This window comes from Microbacterium sp. NIBRBAC000506063, from assembly GCF_017968845.1.
GTDB lineage: Bacteria > Actinomycetota > Actinomycetes > Actinomycetales > Microbacteriaceae > Microbacterium.
The window spans coordinates 1,034,033-1,050,677 of record NZ_CP072876.1; the positions used below are offsets into that span (position 1 = coordinate 1,034,033).

General features: G+C 69.0%; 18 protein-coding genes and 6 pseudogenes. 6 read left to right on the forward strand and 18 right to left on the reverse strand.

Features of this window, described 5'->3' with window-relative positions; genetic code table 11:
* The first annotated feature begins 4 nt into the window (after positions 1-4).
* Positions 5-244 carry a cell division protein CrgA gene (locus tag KAE78_RS05865; RefSeq protein ID WP_223172138.1) on the forward strand — a complete coding sequence of 80 codons (240 nt, stop codon included), beginning with the start codon at positions 5-7 and terminating at the stop codon, positions 242-244.
* 59 nt (positions 245-303) lie between these two features.
* Here the strand turns inward: KAE78_RS05865 and KAE78_RS18475 are convergent, their stop codons facing one another.
* From KAE78_RS18475 to KAE78_RS05875, 3 genes and pseudogenes are all read right to left on the reverse strand, one after another.
* A complete protein-coding gene (locus KAE78_RS18475; protein ID WP_317451876.1) occupies positions 304-537 on the reverse strand; it encodes a rhomboid family intramembrane serine protease in 234 nt (77 codons plus the stop codon).
* Positions 531-1,196, reverse strand: coding sequence for a rhomboid family intramembrane serine protease (locus KAE78_RS05870; protein ID WP_317451877.1), 666 nt, complete (start codon positions 1,194-1,196; stop codon positions 531-533). Before KAE78_RS05870 ends, KAE78_RS18475 begins: the two co-directional genes overlap by 7 nt.
* A gap of 11 nt (positions 1,197-1,207) precedes the next feature.
* Positions 1,208-1,764: pseudogene (locus KAE78_RS05875) on the reverse strand (peptidylprolyl isomerase).
* An 88-nt stretch (positions 1,765-1,852) separates the two neighbouring features.
* On the opposite strand from KAE78_RS05875, the gene KAE78_RS05880 reads away from it, so the two are divergent.
* On the forward strand, positions 1,853-2,263 hold the full coding sequence (locus tag KAE78_RS05880; protein ID WP_317451878.1) for a hypothetical protein: 411 nt from the start codon (positions 1,853-1,855) through the stop codon (positions 2,261-2,263).
* 106 nt (positions 2,264-2,369) lie between these two features.
* A pseudogene (locus tag KAE78_RS05885) lies at positions 2,370-2,881 on the forward strand (aminoacyl-tRNA deacylase).
* A gap of 177 nt (positions 2,882-3,058) precedes the next feature.
* On the opposite strand, the gene KAE78_RS18480 reads toward KAE78_RS05885, so the two are convergent.
* The 4 genes and pseudogenes from KAE78_RS18480 to KAE78_RS05900 form a co-directional block, all read right to left on the reverse strand.
* A complete protein-coding gene (locus KAE78_RS18480) occupies positions 3,059-3,547 on the reverse strand; it encodes a siderophore-interacting protein (RefSeq protein ID WP_317451879.1) in 489 nt (162 codons plus the stop codon).
* 5 nt (positions 3,548-3,552) lie between these two features.
* Positions 3,553-3,804 (reverse strand): annotated as a pseudogene (locus KAE78_RS18485) (siderophore-interacting protein); the annotation flags it as partial.
* A gap of 234 nt (positions 3,805-4,038) precedes the next feature.
* On the reverse strand, positions 4,039-4,467 hold the full coding sequence (locus tag KAE78_RS05895; protein WP_223172139.1) for an NUDIX hydrolase: 429 nt from the start codon (positions 4,465-4,467) through the stop codon (positions 4,039-4,041).
* 91 nt (positions 4,468-4,558) lie between these two features.
* A complete protein-coding gene (locus tag KAE78_RS05900) occupies positions 4,559-5,443 on the reverse strand; it encodes a sulfurtransferase (protein ID WP_223172140.1) in 885 nt (294 codons plus the stop codon).
* 207 nt (positions 5,444-5,650) lie between these two features.
* Here KAE78_RS05900 and KAE78_RS05905 point away from each other — a divergent pair.
* Positions 5,651-5,860 (forward strand): annotated as a pseudogene (locus tag KAE78_RS05905) (IS982 family transposase); the annotation flags it as partial.
* Between the two features lie 37 nt (positions 5,861-5,897).
* Here the strand turns inward: KAE78_RS05905 and KAE78_RS05910 are convergent.
* The 11 genes and pseudogenes from KAE78_RS05910 to KAE78_RS05960 all read right to left on the reverse strand — a co-directional run bounded on the left by KAE78_RS05910 (position 5,898) and on the right by KAE78_RS05960 (position 15,489).
* Positions 5,898-6,038, reverse strand: a complete 141-nt coding sequence (locus KAE78_RS05910; protein ID WP_223172141.1) for a hypothetical protein — start codon at positions 6,036-6,038, stop codon at positions 5,898-5,900.
* 57 nt (positions 6,039-6,095) lie between these two features.
* Positions 6,096-7,675 (reverse strand): annotated as a pseudogene (locus tag KAE78_RS05915) (aldehyde dehydrogenase family protein).
* Positions 7,593-8,597: an ABC transporter permease gene (locus KAE78_RS05920; RefSeq protein WP_223172142.1), complete on the reverse strand. Its 1,005-nt coding sequence runs from the start codon at positions 8,595-8,597 to the stop codon at positions 7,593-7,595. Before KAE78_RS05920 ends, KAE78_RS05915 begins: the two are co-directional and overlap by 83 nt.
* Before the next feature lie 258 nt (positions 8,598-8,855).
* Positions 8,856-10,100 carry a sugar ABC transporter ATP-binding protein gene (locus KAE78_RS05925; RefSeq protein WP_223172143.1) on the reverse strand — a complete coding sequence of 415 codons (1,245 nt, stop codon included), beginning with the start codon at positions 10,098-10,100 and terminating at the stop codon, positions 8,856-8,858.
* A gap of 67 nt (positions 10,101-10,167) precedes the next feature.
* Positions 10,168-10,920: an ABC transporter permease gene (locus KAE78_RS05930; RefSeq protein WP_262927834.1), complete on the reverse strand. Its 753-nt coding sequence runs from the start codon at positions 10,918-10,920 to the stop codon at positions 10,168-10,170.
* A complete protein-coding gene (locus tag KAE78_RS05935; RefSeq protein WP_223172549.1) occupies positions 10,920-11,144 on the reverse strand; it encodes a hypothetical protein in 225 nt (74 codons plus the stop codon). The genes KAE78_RS05930 and KAE78_RS05935 overlap by 1 nt, the downstream gene beginning before the upstream one ends.
* Positions 11,145-11,201: 57 nt before the next feature.
* Positions 11,202-12,314 carry a sugar ABC transporter substrate-binding protein gene (locus KAE78_RS05940; RefSeq protein ID WP_223172144.1) on the reverse strand — a complete coding sequence of 371 codons (1,113 nt, stop codon included), beginning with the start codon at positions 12,312-12,314 and terminating at the stop codon, positions 11,202-11,204.
* 47 nt (positions 12,315-12,361) lie between these two features.
* Complete coding sequence (locus KAE78_RS05945; protein WP_223172145.1) at positions 12,362-13,123, reverse strand: SDR family oxidoreductase; 762 nt, start codon at positions 13,121-13,123, stop codon at positions 12,362-12,364.
* Positions 13,120-13,938, reverse strand: coding sequence for a 5-dehydro-4-deoxy-D-glucuronate isomerase (gene kduI, locus KAE78_RS05950; protein WP_223172146.1), 819 nt, complete (start codon positions 13,936-13,938; stop codon positions 13,120-13,122). Before kduI ends, KAE78_RS05945 begins: the two co-directional genes overlap by 4 nt.
* Positions 13,935-14,563, reverse strand: a pseudogene (locus KAE78_RS19490) (bifunctional 4-hydroxy-2-oxoglutarate aldolase/2-dehydro-3-deoxy-phosphogluconate aldolase). The gene kduI and the pseudogene KAE78_RS19490 overlap by 4 nt, the downstream one beginning before the upstream one ends.
* Positions 14,560-15,489, reverse strand: coding sequence for a sugar kinase (locus KAE78_RS05960; RefSeq protein WP_223172147.1), 930 nt, complete (start codon positions 15,487-15,489; stop codon positions 14,560-14,562). The pseudogene KAE78_RS19490 and the gene KAE78_RS05960 overlap by 4 nt, the downstream one beginning before the upstream one ends.
* A 110-nt stretch (positions 15,490-15,599) precedes the next feature.
* Here KAE78_RS05960 and KAE78_RS05965 point away from each other — a divergent pair, with 110 nt between their 5' ends.
* Both KAE78_RS05965 and KAE78_RS05970 read left to right on the forward strand, forming a co-directional pair.
* Positions 15,600-16,400 carry an IclR family transcriptional regulator gene (locus KAE78_RS05965; RefSeq protein WP_223172148.1) on the forward strand — a complete coding sequence of 267 codons (801 nt, stop codon included), beginning with the start codon at positions 15,600-15,602 and terminating at the stop codon, positions 16,398-16,400.
* Between the two features lie 10 nt (positions 16,401-16,410).
* Positions 16,411-16,632, forward strand: coding sequence for a tautomerase family protein (locus KAE78_RS05970; RefSeq protein WP_223172149.1), 222 nt, complete (start codon positions 16,411-16,413; stop codon positions 16,630-16,632).
* Positions 16,633-16,645 lie beyond the last annotated feature (13 nt).

Genomic DNA, 16,645 nt, shown 5'->3' on the forward strand with positions numbered 1-16,645 from the left:
CGGCATGGCACGAGACCGCAAGCCCGAAGAACCCCTGATCGAGCGCGCCGAAGGCGAGACCGCGCCGAACCCGGTGTGGTTCAAGCCCGTCATGGTGGGCTTCATGCTGCTCGGCCTGGTGTGGGTGCTGGTGTTCTACATCAGCGGCACGACCTACCCGGTCCCCGGGATCGGCGCCTGGAACCTCGGCATCGGCCTCGGCATCGCGATGATCGGCTTCCTCATGACGACCCGCTGGCGATAGCCCGGAGCGAATTACACGCGTGTAGTTCTCCCCAGCTGTGCATAAGGCTGTGGATAAGTTCAGACGAACCGCGCCATGAACAGCGCCGGCACGACGAACACGGTGACCGCGACCAGCGCGATCACCAGCAGCGACAGCAGGAGCACCTGCATGCGCTGACGCTTCTGATCCCTGGTCTTCAGCAGGATGAGCGCCACGAGCGCTCCGACCACGGCGCCGCCGATGTGCGCCTGCCAGGCGATGTTGAAGCCGGGCATGAACCCGATCACGAGGTTCGCGGCGAGGATCACCACGATCCCGGTGATGTTCGCCCCGCCTTGCGCCCGATCACGAGGAGCGCGCCAAAGAGGCCGAAAATGGCGCCCGAGGCGCCCACCACCGGGGTCAGCGGCGAGATGAGCGCGACCGCCACCGATCCGCCGAGCCCGGAGATCAGGTAGAGCGCGAGGAAGCGCCACTTGCCGAGCATGGGCTCCAGGCTCCGGCCGATCACATAGAGCGCGAGCATGTTCAGCGCGAGGTGGAAGAACCCGCCGTGCACGAGCAACGGCGTGAGCAGCCGCCACGGCTCGCTCACCCCGCCGTTGAGGCTCGGGTACAGCGACGGCGCGAAGAACATGAGCGCCCGGGTGATCTCGTTCCCGATCCCGGGGATCATCTGCAGCAGCCCGATGAACCCGGTGAGGATGACGATCGCCGCCGTCACCGTCGGCGGACGGCCCGCGAACATCGCCGCCATGCTCCGGCTCTGGCGACGCGCACGGCGCTGCGCGGGCGACTCGGCCTTGCGCTGCGCCTTCAGGCATTCGGGACAGATGACGCCCACGGGCGCCTGCGTCTGGCAGTCCGCGCAGATCGTGCGCATGCACCGCTGACACAGCACGAAGCTCTGCGTACCCGGATGCCGGTAGCAGAAGTTGTCGCGATTGCGCGCGAAGTCCGCGGACGTCATCCGAACGAGCGCTAGGCGGAGACGATGTCGACGGAGTGCAGCACGACCGGCTCGATCGGACGGTCGCCGGCTCCGGTGGCCACGGCGCCGATCGCGTCGACGACCTTCTTCGAGGCGTCGTCGGCGACCTCGCCGAAAATCGTGTGCTTGCCCTGCAGCCACGGCGTCGGGTCGGTCGTGATGAAGAACTGCGAGCCGTTGGTGCCCTCGGGCTGGCCGGTGATGGCGTTGCGGCGGAGTCCGGCGTTGGCCATCGCGAGGATGTAGGGCTCGCTGAAGTTCAGCTCGGGGTGGATCTCGTCGTTGAACGTGTATCCGGGCCCGCCGACGCCCTGACCGAGCGGGTCGCCGCCCTGGATCATGAAGTTCGGGATGATGCGGTGGAAGATGACGTCCTTGTAGAGCGCGCCCTCGCCGGGCTTGCCCGTGGCGGGGTCGGTCCAGGCGCCGGTGCCGTCGGCGAGACCGATGAAGTTCTTGACGGTCTGGGGGCGTGGTCGCCGAAGAGGTTGATGACGATGTCGCCGTGGTTGGTGTGCAGGGTTGCGACGTGTGAAGCGTGAGGCATACCCCCATTGTCTCAGAGCATCCTCGGAGTTCGGCCCGAACCCTGCCGGTTGACAGATGCGCATGGCAAGATGGGGAAACGAACCGCTATGGACAGGGAGAGCATCGTGAGCCTCAGCCGCAAGCGCAAGAAGGAACTCCGCCGACTCCAGAACGACGCCAACAAGCTGTGGGAGTCGCAGCAGGAAGTCGCGGGGCAGGCCGCTCAGATCGCCCGCGCGGCGGGAAGGCAGCTGGGCACCGTCACGCGTGAGGACGTGCTGCCGGCCGTGCACGATTCGTACGAGCGCCACGTCGCACCGGTCGTGAACCGCGGGGTGAATGCATCCCGCAAGGTGGTCGACAAGACGATCGTGCCCGCCGTCGGGGCGTCATCGGCACCGCGCTCTCGGCCTGGGACGTCGCCAACGAGAAGCGTCGCTCGGTCTCCTGGCTGCCCGGCTACGTCGAGCCCGTGCCCGCCAAGCGCGGCCCGAGCGTTGGATCGGTCATCGCCGTGATCCTCGGAGTCGCCGCCGCTGTCGGCGTCGTCTACGCCGCCTGGCAGACGCTGCGCGCCGACGACGAGCTCTGGGTCGCCGACGACCCGCTCGGCACGCCCAACGCGTGAGCGACGGCTCCGAGAGGGTTCGCGCCGCCGCCGAGGCGCGGGGTCTGGAGATCGAGTTCCGCGAGCGGCCGAGAGCCCGGAGCCTGCACGAGGCGGCAGAGCTCATGGGCATCGAGCCTCGGACATCGTCAAGACCCTCGTCGTGAAGAGATCCGACGACACCTACCTATTCGCCCTCGTGCCGGGCGGACGCATGATTTCCTGGCCGAAGCTGCGAGCGCTGGTCGGAGTGAACAAGCTCCGGATGCCGGAACCCGAGCTCGCCCTGGCCGCCACCGGGTTCGAGCGCGGCACGATCACGCCGATCGGCAGCACGACCGAATGGCCCGTCTACGCCGATGAGACGATCACCGGCAAGCGCATCGCGATGGGCAGCGGCGCGCACGGCACACAGCTGTTCGTCGACGCGGATGCCCTCATCACGGCCTACGGCGCGACCGTCGCCGACATCTCCGACCCGGAGCCGGTCGCTGCCGCCCTTCGGGTCGTTGAGCGAGGACCGCCGTAGGCGGAGCGAGTCGGAACGCGGTGGTGCTTCCGGACGGGTGCTGCGTTTCGTCACTTCGACGCGCTGCGCTTGCTCAGTACATCGCTCGGTCTCGCTGCGCGAGGCCTCGCTCAACGACCGGGAGGGCCGCTCGCCTACGTTCCGCACAGAGGCGCGACGAGATGCGGCGTCATCCGCTCAGATCTGCCCGATGGGCTCGCGCTTCTCCGCCTGGAAGGTGTCCTCCACCCGCCCGTGCGCCCAGTATGCCGACAGTGAGAGCTGGGAGCGTTCGAGGCCCCGCTCATCGGTGAAGTAGGGGCGCAGCGACTTCATCGCGCCGCGCTCGCCGTGCGCGAAGACCTGCACGCGGCCGTCGCGCCACGCCCGCGCGCGCACGGCGTCGGCGAGCAGTGTCGTCGTGCCCGCCTCCGCGCCGTCGCGGTGCAGCCAGACGACCTCGATCCCCGAGGGTGCGGCGAGCTCGAGATGGTCGGCGTCGCCGTCGACCTCGAGGAAGGCGACGCCCTCGGCATCCTTCGGCATGGCCTCCAGCGCAGCGGCGATCGCCGGCAGTGCGGAGTCGTCTCCGGCGAGCAGGTGCCACCCGGCATCCGGATCCGGGGCGTAGCCCCGCCGATGCCACCGAGCACGACCGCGTCGCCCGGCTGCGCGGCATCCGCCCACGGGCCGGCGATGCCCGCGCTGCCGTGGACGACGAAGTCGATCCAGATCTGCCCCTGCTCGAGGTCGAAGCGCCGGATCGTGTAGGTGCGACGCGACGGCATGAGCTCCGGCGGCAGCTCGTCGCGCAGCGCCTCCATGTCGTAGGGCGCAGTCAGGTTCGTGTCCGGATGCGCGAAGAGCATCTTCGTGTAGGCGTCGGTCATCCCGTTGTCCTCCACGGCGGCGATGCCCGGTCCACCGGCGACGACGCGCACCATGTGCGGTGTGAGCTGCACGCGCTCGAGCACCTCCAGGACGATCTGGGACGTGGGGGCGGCGGGTGGGCACGGCAGACATAGATCTCTTTCCGGAAGTTAGGGTGACCTAACCAGCCTAGCCCGTCTGCGGGCAGGTGCGGCGAGTTGCGCCCACCGACCCGTAACACCTCACTGCGTTTCGACTCGCCTGCGGCTCGCTCAACGACCGGTGGGGGCGTGGACCGGTCGGGCAGGTCAGGGGATCTCCAGCCCCGCCATCTTCAGCGCGATGTCGACGAGCTTGACCCGCTGCATCCCGGCGATCTGCTCGAGCGTGAACCACCCGGCCATGTCGGTCGAGCCGTCCTCCTCGAAGCGCAGCTCGCCCCGCGTCACATGGGCGCGGTAGACGATCCGCAGCGTGTGCAGAGGGGTCTCGGATGCCGTGATCCGCTGGGTCGCCGGCAGCACCCGGGAGTGGATGCCGAGCAGCTCGTCGAGCTCGACCGTGTAGCCGGTCTCCTCGCGGACCTCGCGACGCGCCGCGGCCTCCGGGTCTTCGCCCGACTCGAGTCCTCCGCCCGGCATCGTCCAGGCGACGCGGCGACCCTGGATCCAGCGCGCCAGCAGCACCCGGTCGCGGTCGTCGGAGACGACCGCGTACGCCGCGACCCGCATGTCCATGCGGTTCAGCCTAGCGGCGGCATCTGCCGCGGCTCCTGTACGCACCCGGGCGAAGACTCCGGACCGGGCCGATTCCGCCACCACCCGCCTGTCACGGCGCACGGGCGGGCGGCCCAGCGAGAGCATCATCCGGTTCGCTGGCCGTCGGGAAGCGGGCCGGTCGCGACGGGCCGGCCGGGGTCGTGGACCACTGGCTCCACGACCCGGGGAAGACCTTGCCCTCGATGCCCGCTTCGGCGAGCGCGAGCGCGGTGTGCGCGGCGGTGATGCCCGAGCCGCAGTACGCCGCGACGCGCGTGCCCGGCTCCACGCCGACCTCCGCGAAGGCTGCGCGCAGCGTGGCGGCGTCGTGCAGGGTGCCGTCGGGCGCGATGTGGACGAAGGTGGGCAGGTTCACCGCGCCCGGAATGTGCCCGGCGGCCGGATCGAGCGGCTCGACCTCGCCCCGATACCGCTCGGGTGCACGCACGTCCAGGAGGACGCCGGATGCCGGGAACGCCGCCGCCTCGTCGATCGTGAGCGCGTCGGCGCCGATATCGGCGAGCTCGACGTCTCCCAGAGCCGGAGCGATCTCGCCCGTCTCGAGGCTCTTGCCCGCCGCGATCCACGCGCGCAGCCCGCCGTCGAGGACGAGGACGTCGACTCCCGCCTGACGCAGCAGCCACCAGGCCCGGGCGGCGGCGATGCCCTTCACGTCGTCGTAGGCCACGACCAGGTCGCGGGCGTTCACGCCCCAGCGCCGTGCGGCGCTCTGCAGTGAGGCCGTGTCCGGGAGCGGATGCCGGCCGGCATCCGGAGTCTCCAATGAGGCCAGTTCGCCGTCGAGATCGACGTAGACGGCGCCGGGGAGGTGGCCTTCGAGGTAGTCGGCGCGACCGTCCGGGCGGTCGAGCCGCCAGCGCACATCGAGCAGGCGCACGGGGGCTGCGCGATCCAGGAGTTCGGAGAGTTCCGCGACGCTCAGAAGGTGGCTCATGGCCCGAGGCTAACCATCCCGGCACCCGCCTGGGGTTTGTCACCCGGCGTTGCCCCGGAGGACTTTCCCTGACATCACCGGTTGCGCGTGTCTCGTGGAGGCCTTTCCGAGCCTGTGTGGGAGCGATTCCATCGGCACGGGTGATACCCGGTTCTGGCCCGGAATTACGGGGTTTTCCGGAGTCCTGAGCAAACCCTGAGGGTGAACTTCAGCGCGCCTCGGCGGATCCGGCAATGGATCGAGTCGGTGTTCGACACCCTCAAGGGACAGCTCACCCTCGAACAGCACGGCGGCCGCACACCAGCGGGCGTCTACTCCCGCATCGCCGCACGCCTCCTCGCCCTCGCCGCCGGCATCTGGCACAACTGGCTCACAGGCGCGCCAGCGAAACGCTCCCTCATCGCCTACGACCACTGAAAGCAAACGGACTCACTCATCTAGGGTTCCGGGGGTGTCAGCGAAACTCTCCGGGGATCATCCGGTATTGGGCTTCGCGCGACAGGTGCCGGTCGCTGAGCTTGTCGAAGCGCCCGGCACCGGGGTTCGGGCCCTTCGACAAGCTCAGGGACCGAACTTCAGAGACGACGACGGGCACGGAGCAGTCCGCCCCGTGCCCGTGCCTCGCGTCGCTCCTCGCGGAGCGGAACGACTCTTACAGCTCTGCGACGATGGTCTTCAGCTCGGTGTAGTCCTCGACGCCGAAGGAGCCGAGCTCACGGCCCCAGCCGGACTCCTTGTAGCCGCCGCGCGGAAGCGTGACGTCGTCGGCGTGCCAGGAGTTGAGCCAGACGGTGCCGGCGCGCAGACGCCCGCCGACCCGGTGGGCGGTGCCGATGTCGCGCGACCAGACGCCCGCGGCCAGGCCGTAGCGGGTGTTGTTCGCGGCCGCGATGGCCTCCTCCTCGGTGTCGAACGGCACGGCCGTCACGACCGGTCCGAAGATCTCGTCCGTCTGGATGGACATCTGCTCGCTGACGTCGGTGAACACCGTCGGGCGCACGAAGTAGCCGCGGTCGCCCACGCGGACCCGCCCTCGGCGACCGTCGCACCCTCGGCCACACCGGCCTCCAGGTAGCCGGTGACCTTGGCGAACTGCTCGTCGGAGATGAGCGGCCCCATGTCGGTGGACTCGTCGAAGGCGCTGCCCACGTTGATGCCCCGGGCGATCTCCGCGATGCCGGCGACGACCTCGTCGAACACGCCGCGCTGCACGTAGAGGCGCGAGCCATTGACGCAGCACTGGCCCTGGTTGAAGAAGGCGGCGTGCGCCGAACCAGGGATCGCCTTGCTGAGGTCGGCATCGTCGAAGACGATGTTCGGTGCCTTGCCGCCGAGCTCCAGCGAGACCTTCTTGAGGTTCTGGCTGGCCGCCGCGGCGATCTTCTTGCCGACGGCGGTGGAGCCGGTGAAGGCCACTTTGTCGACGTCGATGTGGTCGACCAGCGCCGCGCCCGTGTCGCCGAAGCCCGGGAGCACGTTGACGACGCCCGCGGGCAGGCCGGCCTCCAGCATGAGCTCGCCCAGGCGCAGTGCGCTCAGCGGCGTCTGCTCGGCGGGCTTGAGCACGACGGTGTTGCCGACCGTGATGGCGGGGATGATCTTGAACGCGGCCATCGTCAGCGGGAAGTTCCACGGGACGATGCCGGCCACGACGCCGATCGGCTCGCGCACCGTGTAGGCGTGGAACTGCGCGCTCTCGCTGGAAAACGGGATCGTGGTGCCCTCGATCTTGTTCGCCCAGCCCGCGAAGTAGCGGAACAGCTCTGCGGCCGTGGCCACATCGCCGTCACGCGCGCCCACGAACGGCTTGCCGCCGTCGAGAGCCTCCAGCTGCGCGAACTCGTCGGCGTTCTCCTCGAGAAGATCGGCGATCTTCCAGAGCAGACGCCCGCGCTGACGAGGAGTGAAGCGGTTCCAGGCCGAGCCGTGCTCGAAGGCGCGGCGTGCGGCGGCGACGGCACGGTTCACGTCCTCGATGCCCGCCTGGGCGACCTGGACGATCTCGGTCTCGGTCGCCGGGTCGATCGTGGCGAAGGTGCGGCCGTCGGCCGCATCCTGCAGCTTCCCATCGATGAGAAGCTGACGGGGCGAGCCGATGAAGTCGGCCACGCGGGGAAGAAGTGTCGCGTCGGTCATGAGTCTTGTCCTTTCATTTGACGAACGGGAGCTTGGAGCGGTCGATGGTGAGAGCGACCGCGAGGATGACGAGCAGACCGTAGAAGATCTGCTCATAGGACGAGGGGACACCGGCGACCGAGAGGCCGACGCGCAGCACCGTGATGATGAGGACGCCGATCACGACGCGGCCGATGCCGCCGAATCCACCGGTGATCGCCGTCCCACCCACCACGATGGCGGCGACCACCGGCAGAAGCAGAGAGTCAGCCAGAGCCGGAGCCCCGCTGTAGGTGCGGCCCACGAGCATGACGCCCGCGAAGCCCGCACAGGCGCCCGAGACCGCGAAGGCGACGACCTTGGTCTGCAGAACCGGAACACCGGCGAGCAGCGCCGAAGGCTCGGAGCTGCCGATCGCGATCAGCCAGCGACGCACCGGGGTGAGTCCCATCACGAGTGCGAACACGACGACCAGTCCGGCGCCGATGAGCACGGCGCTGGGCACTCGCCAGTCGCCGATGCGGGTGAAGGTCCAGTCCAGGGTGTTGACCGAGATGCCGATGGTGGATGCGCCGGAGGCGAGGAGACCCACACCCGACCACACCGCCATGCCACCGAGGGTGACGAGGAACGACGGCACCTGTCCGATCACGTGGATCGCCCCCTGCAGGGCACCGGCCGAGGCGCAGGCGAGGATCACCAGCAACACGGTCCACCCGCCGAGATGCGGCAGCCAGAGCGCCGTGAACACGGAGGCCATCGACGCCATCGCGGCAATCGACAGGTCGATGCCGCCGCAGAGGATGACGAGCATCGCACCCGCGGCGAGAATCAGCAGCGGAATGGACGAGTCCAGTGCCGTCCAGAGGCTGCCGGGCCGCAGAAAGGCGGGGTTGGCGATGGAGATCGCGGCCACGAGCACGACGAGCACTCCGATCGGCATGACCGTCAGCAAGAGCTGACGCCTGGCCGTCTCGGTCATCTTGGGGCCCTCGCCCAGGCGGGCGAAAGTGCCGGTCTTGTCTGTGATGCTCATCATCACACCATCCGTTCCAGCACCCGCAGCGGGTGGGTTTGTCATCTTTGGGCGCGGGGATCTCGTCGGTCACCTTGCCGTCCTTCATGACGATCACGCGGTGGCTCATCGCGATGAGCTCTTCGAGGCTGTCGGCCATGAGGATCACCGCCACGCCCGCTTCGGTGAGTTCGTGGATCAGGTTGTAGACATCGGCTTTGGCGCCGATGTCGAGACCCCGCGTCGGGTGGTCGAGGATCAGCACCCGGGGTGCCTCGGCGATCAGCCAGCGGGCGAGCACCGCCTTCTGCTGATTGCCGCCCGACAGCGAGCCCAGGGCGTCGCGGGCGACCCGGTGCGGATGCGCAGACGCTCGATCCACTTCTCGGCGACGGACTTCTCCTTGCCGCGCAGCAGGATCGGACCGGCACTGACCGCTTCGATATGCGGCAGGCTGATGTTCTCGGCCACCGACATCGTGCCGACCATGCCCTCACGACGGCGCTCGGCGGGAACGTAGCCGATGTGCGCCCCGATGGCATCGCGCGGAGAACCGGGACGGAAAGGCTTGCCGTCGAGCGTCATGGCCTTGGCCTTGTACGGAAGCGCACCGAAGATCGCCCGGCACATCTCTTCACGGCCTGAGCCCTGCACACCGGCGATGCCGAGCACCTCTCCGGCGTGCACATCGAAGTCGATGCCCTTGCAGGCGTTCCTGATCGTCAGGCCTCGCACCGAGAAGCGCACGTCTTCGCCCGCAGGCTGCTGGCGCTCTTCGTTGTAGTGGCTGCCTTCCATGTCGCGGCCGATCATGAGACTGCGAAGCTTCGCCTCATCGACCTCGTCCGGGGTGCACTCGGCGACGGTCTGGCCGTTGCGCAGCACATAGACGCGGTCCGAGACCCGCAGCACCTCGTCGAGGCGGTGCGAGACGAAGACGACCGATGCGCGCGTGCGGAGCCGCTCGATCTGGGCGAACAGCACCTCGGCCTCATCCCGATCCAGCACCGACGTCGGCTCGTCCAGCAGCACGACGGGTTCGGCGTGCGAGCGCTCCTCGGTGGCGAGGACCTTCGCGACCTCCACCATCTGGCGGTCGGCGAAGCTGAGGTCCTCGGTGATCGCGTTGACGTCGATCTTCGAGCCGATCTTGTCGAGCTGCACCTGGGCGCGCGTGCGCAGTTCGTTCCAGCGGTACAGGCCCGCCTTCACACCGTCACCCTCGGCTCCGAGAAGGATGTTCTCGGCGACCGTGAGGTTGGGGATCAGCGACTGCTCTTGAAAGACCATGCCGATGCCGGCGGCGCCGGCCTGTGCGATCCCGCGCATCTTGATGCGCTCCCCGCGCATCTCGATGTGCCCGGAGTCGGGCTGGGCAAGGCCGACGAGCATCTTCAGCAGTGTCGACTTGCCCGCGCCGTTCTCGCCGATGAGGCCGACGACCTCGTGCGGGCGCACCTCGAAGGACACGCCGTCGAGAGCCGTCGTCTCGGCGAACTTCTTGCGCAGTTCGTGAACCGCGAGCACCGGCTGCGCGGCATTCGGGATCTGAGGACCCGGGATCGCCGCATCCGGCGTGGAGGGGACTGATCGCTCATTTGACGACTCGCAATCTCTTGCGCAGCGGCCATGCGGTGATGACCACGGCGGCGACGACGATGACACCCTGCACGGCACCCTGCACATAGGGGCTGACGCCGGCGAGGATGAGGCCGTTGGTGAGGACGGTGACGATCAGCACGCCGACCATCGACTGCAGCACGCCACCGCGACCACCCGAAAGGAGGGTGCCGCCGACGACCGCCGCGGTGATCGCGGCGAAGTTCTGGCCGACACCGGCCTGCACGATGCCCGTGCCCAGCTGGATCGTGACCATCACGCCCGCGATGCCGTAGCATGCGCCGGCGATGGTGAAGGCAAGGATCTTGTACTTGCGGACGTTGATGCCCGACAGCAGGGTGAGCTCCTCTGCACCGCCGATCGCTCGCGTGTAGCGGCCGAGACGGGTGTAGCGCTGGATGAGCACCGCCACGATGACGACGGCGAGGGCGACGTAGGTGAGCCGGGTGAGTCCGAACAGGCGACCCGAGGCCCACTCGCGAATCACCGGGTCGGCGACGACGGGCTGGATGCCTCCGAAGAGCACCGTGGCGACACCGATGCCGATGGCCGAGACGCCGAGCGTGGTCATGAAGGACGGGATCTTCAGGCCTGTGGACAGACTGCCGCTGAGCAGACCGAAGCAGGCGCCCAGCACAACGGCGAGCACGATGCCGAGGAGTCCGAGATCGTTGTCGTTCCTGGTGTTGGCCACGAGCAGCGCCATGCTCAGCGCGGCAGTCGCCATCACGCCCTCGACGGAGAGGTCGATGGCCCCATCATCAGCACGAAGGTGATGCCCACGGCGATGACGGCGAGAACGGACCCCGCATCGAGAATGTTGCGGATGTTGCCGAAGGAGGCGAACTGCGGGTTGAGGAAGGTGAAGATCACGCACAGCAGGATGAGGGCGACCAGAGGGCCGAAGTCAGCCAGGAGGCTGGCGCGATTACGTGTAGTGGGAAGTTTCATGGGGCCAAGACCCGCCCGGACCTGGGCGGGGCTTGCCCAGTCCGGGCGGAGTTCATCTCAGTTCAGTCCTCGCAGGACGCGGTCGAACACGCGGTCGCATGCGAAGTCCGCAGGGTCGGCCTGGGGCTCGAGGAAGTCGGAGGCGTTGCTTCCGTCGACGAGCACTGCGGCGGTGACCGAACCACGCTTGTCGGCGCTGAGCGATTCGATGTCGATCTCACCGGTCAGAGCGCAGTAGCCCATCGCCAGGCCGACGCCACCCTGCCAGGGACCATCCACCGACGCGGTCGCAACCATCTGGCCGTCGACGATGGCCTGAACGGCCTCGGGGACGGCGTCGATGCCGGCGATCGCGACCTGGCCTTCCATGCCTGCGGCCACGACAGCCTGCAGGGCACCGAGTGCCATGTCATCGTTCGCAGCCCAGATGCCCTTGACCTTGTCACCGTGCTGGGTGAGCAGGGTGCGGGTGACCTCGAAGCCCTCGGTGCGACCGAAGTCGGCGACCTGGTCGGCGAGCAGCTCGATGCCCGAGTTCTCAGCCAGTGCCTCCTCGAGACCGGCGAAGCGGTCCTGCGCAGCCGACGTGGCCAGGATGCCCTGGAGGGCGATGATGCCGCCCTCGCCGCCCATCTCTTCGAAGATCGCCTCGGCGATCTGCTTGCCCATGGCCTGGTCGTCGAAGGCGATGTGCGTGATCCAGTTGTCGTAGTCGGAGACGGTCATGTCTGCCGGCTTGTTCCAGTGGGTCACCAGCAGCGCGCCGGCGGCGTTCGTCTCACGCACGATCGGGGTGGTGTCCGAGTCGCCGTTGGGCAGAACGTTCAGGACCATGCACTCGGGGTTCGACGAGGTGGCCAGAGCCTGACGGATCTGCTCCTGCTGACGCGGCGACTCGCTGTCGTAGGTGAGTCGCGTCTGCGTCAGGCCGACGGACTCGGCGAACACGTCGCCGCCGTCGAGCCACGACTTCTCGTAGGGGTTGGTCTCGTTGCGGACCTGACCGATCAGCTGGATGTCCTCGGGCGCGCAGATGGCTGCCTCGGGCGCCTCGGGCGCCTCGCCTTCGGGGTCGTCTCCGTTGCTCGCACAGGCGGCGAGGGAGAGGACCATCAGTCCGGCTGCGGCGAGCCCCAGTGCTCGCTTGCCGCGGAATGCTGTTGCGTTCATTGCAGTACTCCTGTTCTGGTGTCGGGATGTGGGGTGGGTGGTCGGTGTCAACGCGACATCCATCCGCCATCGACCACGAGGGTGTGGCCGGTGACGTAGTCGGATGCCGCGGAGGAGAGATAGACGGCGGCGCCGGCGAGATCGTCCGCCGTGCCCCAGCGTCCGGTGGGGATGCGCGAGAGGATCTCGGCGTCGCGCTGCGCGTCGGCGCGCAGCGGCGCGGTGTTGTCGGTGTCGATGTAGCCGGGCGCGATGGCGTTGACCTGCACGCCGCGGCTCGCCCACTCATTGGCGAGGGCTTTGGTGAGCCCGACGAGCGCGTGCTTGCTCGTCGTGTACGCCGCCACGTTCACCCCGCCCTGGAAGGAGAGGAGGCTGGCGATGTTGACGATCTTGCCGCGTCCGCGGTCGACCATCTGCGCGCCGAAGGCACGGCTGAGCACGCGCGGCGCCTCGAGGTTGATGTCCAACACGTCGCGCCACCGCTCGTCTTCGTGCTCCAGGAAAGGACTGCGATAGATGGTTCCCGCGCAGTTGACCAGGATATCGACCTCGGTGTCCTCGCCGATGGTGCGCGGCAACTCGTCCGCCGCCCGCAGGTCGGAGAGGTCCGCCTGCACGGCGCGCGCCGCGCCCCCGGAGCTCGTGATCTCCTCGGCGGTGCGGTGCACGGCCTCGGAGCGTCCGACGAGGATCACCTCGGCACCGGCGGCGGCCAGGCCGTGGGCGATGCCGCGGCCGATGCCGGAGCCGGCGCCGGTCACCAGCGCCGTCCGGTCGTCGAGGGAGAAGGGAGTGGCGCGGCTCATCGCAGCTCTTCTGTCGGGACGCCGGCCAGGTCGCCGTAGTCGCGGTTGTCGCCGGCCATGGCCCAGATGAAGGTGTAGCGCCCGGTGCCCGCACCGGAGTGGATCGACCAGCGCGGGGAGATCACGGCCTGCTCGTTGCGCACGATGAGATGCCGGGTGTGCGCGGGCTCGCCCATGAGGTGCACGACGGCGCCGGCGGGGTCGAGCTCGAAGTAGAGGTAGATCTCGGTGCGGCGCTCGTGCAGGTGCGCGGGGAAGGTGTTCCACACCGAGCCCTCCTCGAGCACGGTGATGCCGAACTGCAGCTGGCTGGAGGCGACCGGGCCGTCGCCCCAGACGTAGCGGTGCAGACCCCGGCGGCCGGCGCCGGCGGTGTCGCCGATCATCAGCGGCTCGCTCTGGGCGAAGGGGATGTGCACGGTCTTGTTGTCGGAGTGGGCGAGCACGGCCACGACGTAAAAGCGGGCGCCCTCGCCGCGGAAGGACAGCTGTGCGCCACGGCCGGCGTACAGGCCGTCACGGTGCTCCAGGGAGTAGACCTCACCGTCGACGACGACCTCGCCGGCCTCGCCGATGTTGATGACGCCGAACTCGCGCCGACTGTATCCCTCTGCACCGAGCGCGGGCAGTTCGGGCAGGCTCAGCTCGCCGGTGCCGGGCACGACGCCCGCCACGACCATGCGGTCTTCGGCGGTGTGCGCAGCGTGCGCTTCGCCGTCGACGAAGAGGTTCTCCAGCAGGAAGGCATCCCGCAGTTCCTCCGTCGTGGCCGTACGCGCCCTGGTCGGGTCGATGGTGGGCCGGTCCGTGGTCATGAACCGCTCCTTTCTGCGGCCTCGACCGCATCACGGGCCGTCTGTTCGACGGCGGCATCCTGTCCTTGTCTCCATGCCGTGCTCAGCGCGCCGGCGAGGCCCGCTGCGGCGGCCCCGGCGTCGAGCCAGGCGCCGACGCCGTCGGCGGCGATGCCACCGGTGGGCATGAGCCGGACGTCCGGCATCACGTCCCGGAGGGCGGAGATGAAAGAGGTACCCAGCGAAGACGCGGGGAAGATCTTGACGGCGAAGGCGCCGGCGCGCGCGGCGCGCGCGACCTCGGTCGGGGTGAACGCGCCGGGCATGAAGGGGACGTCGAGCTCGATCGCGCGGGCGATGAGCTCCTCGTCGATCAGGGGGAGACGGCGAACTTCGCCCCGGCGGCCGCCGCGCGCTCCAGCTGCTCGGCGGTGAGGACCGTGCCTGCGCCGATGACCGCCTCCGGTTCCTGGTCGCGCAGCTTCTCGATGAGCAGCTCGGCACCCGGCACCGTGAAGGTGATCTCGATGAGACGCACGCCGCCGCGGATGGCGGCCCGCGCGATCCGCTCCGCGGCCTCGATCGAATCGTTGCGCACGACCGCGACGACCGGTGCGGCCGCCAGTGCGCGCTCCAGCGCGGTCATCGGGTCACCGCCAGCTCAGCGCGACGATCATCGAGCTCGCCCTCGTAGGGAAGGCCCTGATAGTCGCCGCGGCATCCGATCACCCGTGCGGCGACCTTCGCCCCGCGCGACAGTGCGTCGGCGATCGTGCCGCCGGAGAGCATCGTGTCCAGGTAGCCGACGACGAAGCCGTCCCCGGAACCGACCGGGTCGACCACCGGGACCTGCTCGGCCTCGACGGAGATGCGGTCGCCCGCGAAGAACGCCGTCGCCCCGCCGTTTCCGCCCTTGAGGACGACGGTCTCCACGTCGAGGCCCTGCGCGTACTGCTCGGGCGTCGACTCGGTGCCCGCGCAGAGCGCCGCCTCGCCGCGGCCGAGGAAGACCTCGTCGGCGAGGGCGGCCGCGTTCTCGAACTCACGGACGAGGACGTCGTCGCTCGCGAGCGTGCGGCGGAAGTTCGCGTCGAGGCTGACCCGGGCGCCGGCGCCGCGGGCGCGCTGCATCGCCTCGAGCGCGGCGTCGCGCGCGGAGGCGGAGAGGACCAGGGTGATGCCGGTCACGTGCAGGCGGCGGATGCCGGAGAAGTCCTGGGGGATGTCGGCCGGGCTCAGGGTCGCACCGGCGGCGTGGCGGCGGTGGTAGGTCACGCCGACCCGACCGGGCGCGGTCTGCTCCTTGATGAGCACCGCGGTGGGGAGGTCGGCGACCGTGCGCACCCCGGAGACGTCGACGCCCTCGCCGCGCAGCGTGCGCACGATCTCACGACCGCCCGCGTCGGTGCCGACGCGGCCGATGTAGGCGACGGAGCGTCCGAGGCGGGCGAGCCCGATCGCGACGTTGCTCTCTGCTCCGACGACATACTTGCGGACGCGGGAAGCGGCGTCGAGGCGGTCCTCACCGCTGTCGAAGCAGATCAGCGACTCGCCGAGTGTCAGGAGTGTCATCCTCATCCTTGAATGATGTTCGGTAGCTTGTACGACGACGGTAGGCTATCGTGACGATGTAGTCAAGTAGCGGAACAAGATTCACTCTTGTGAACGCGAAGGAGAAATCAGTGGCACAGTCAGTGATCGACGCAGACACCGGCGCAGAGCAGGACTTCGTCCCCGTGAAGTCGGCGGACCGTACGCTCGACGTGCTCGAAGCCCTGGCTTCGGGAGCGGCGAGTCTCGCGGATCTCGCGCAGCGGCTGCGCATCCCCAAGAGCAGCCTGCACAGCATCCTGCGCACGCTCGACCACCGGGGGTGGATCGAGACGAACGCGGCACGCTCGACCTACAGTCTCGGTCTGAACGCCCTGCTGATCGGCTCCTCCTACGTCGATCAGGATCCGACCGTGACCCGCACCTCCGACATCATGGACCGCCTCGCGGCCGACACCGGCGAGACCATCCACCTCGCCCGGCTGGAGGCCACCGATGTCGTCTATCTGGCCAAACGCGAGTCCGTGCATCCGCTGCGCATGTTCTCCGCCATCGGCCGCCGCCTGCCCGCGCACGCCACCGCCCTCGGCAAGATCCTTCTCGCCGACCTGCCCGACGAGAAGGTCCGCACGACCTTCCCCGAGCAGCTGGCCGGCACGACCGCCCACACGATCACCTCCCGCGACGCACTCGTCGAGCACCTCGGCGACGTCCGTCGCGCGGGCTACGCCATCGACGCCGAAGAGGCCGGTCTCGGCATGCGCTGCTTCGCCGTCGCTCTCCCGTTCCAGTTCCCCGCGAAGGACGCCATCAGCTGCTCTGCGCCGATCGCGCGGCTGACGCCCGAGAAGGAACAGGAGATCATCACGCTTCTCCTCGCGGCCCGCGAGGAGTTGAGCCACCAGTTCGGTGGCCGGAAACGGACGATCTGAGGAGGATCACATGCCCAACATCACCGTCGAGCTCCTGAAGGGGCGCACGATCGAGCAGCGTCGCGACTTCGCCGAGGCCGTCACCGCGAGCGCCGTCGACATCCTCGGCGCCCGCCGCCAGGACGTCCGCCTCGTCTACAGCGAGATCACCGCCGACTTCGTCGCCAACGGCGGCGTGCTCGCCAGCGAGGACAACTCGCGCGCGGAGGTCGTCGCCAAGCACGGCGCCTGACGACCCGACGAGA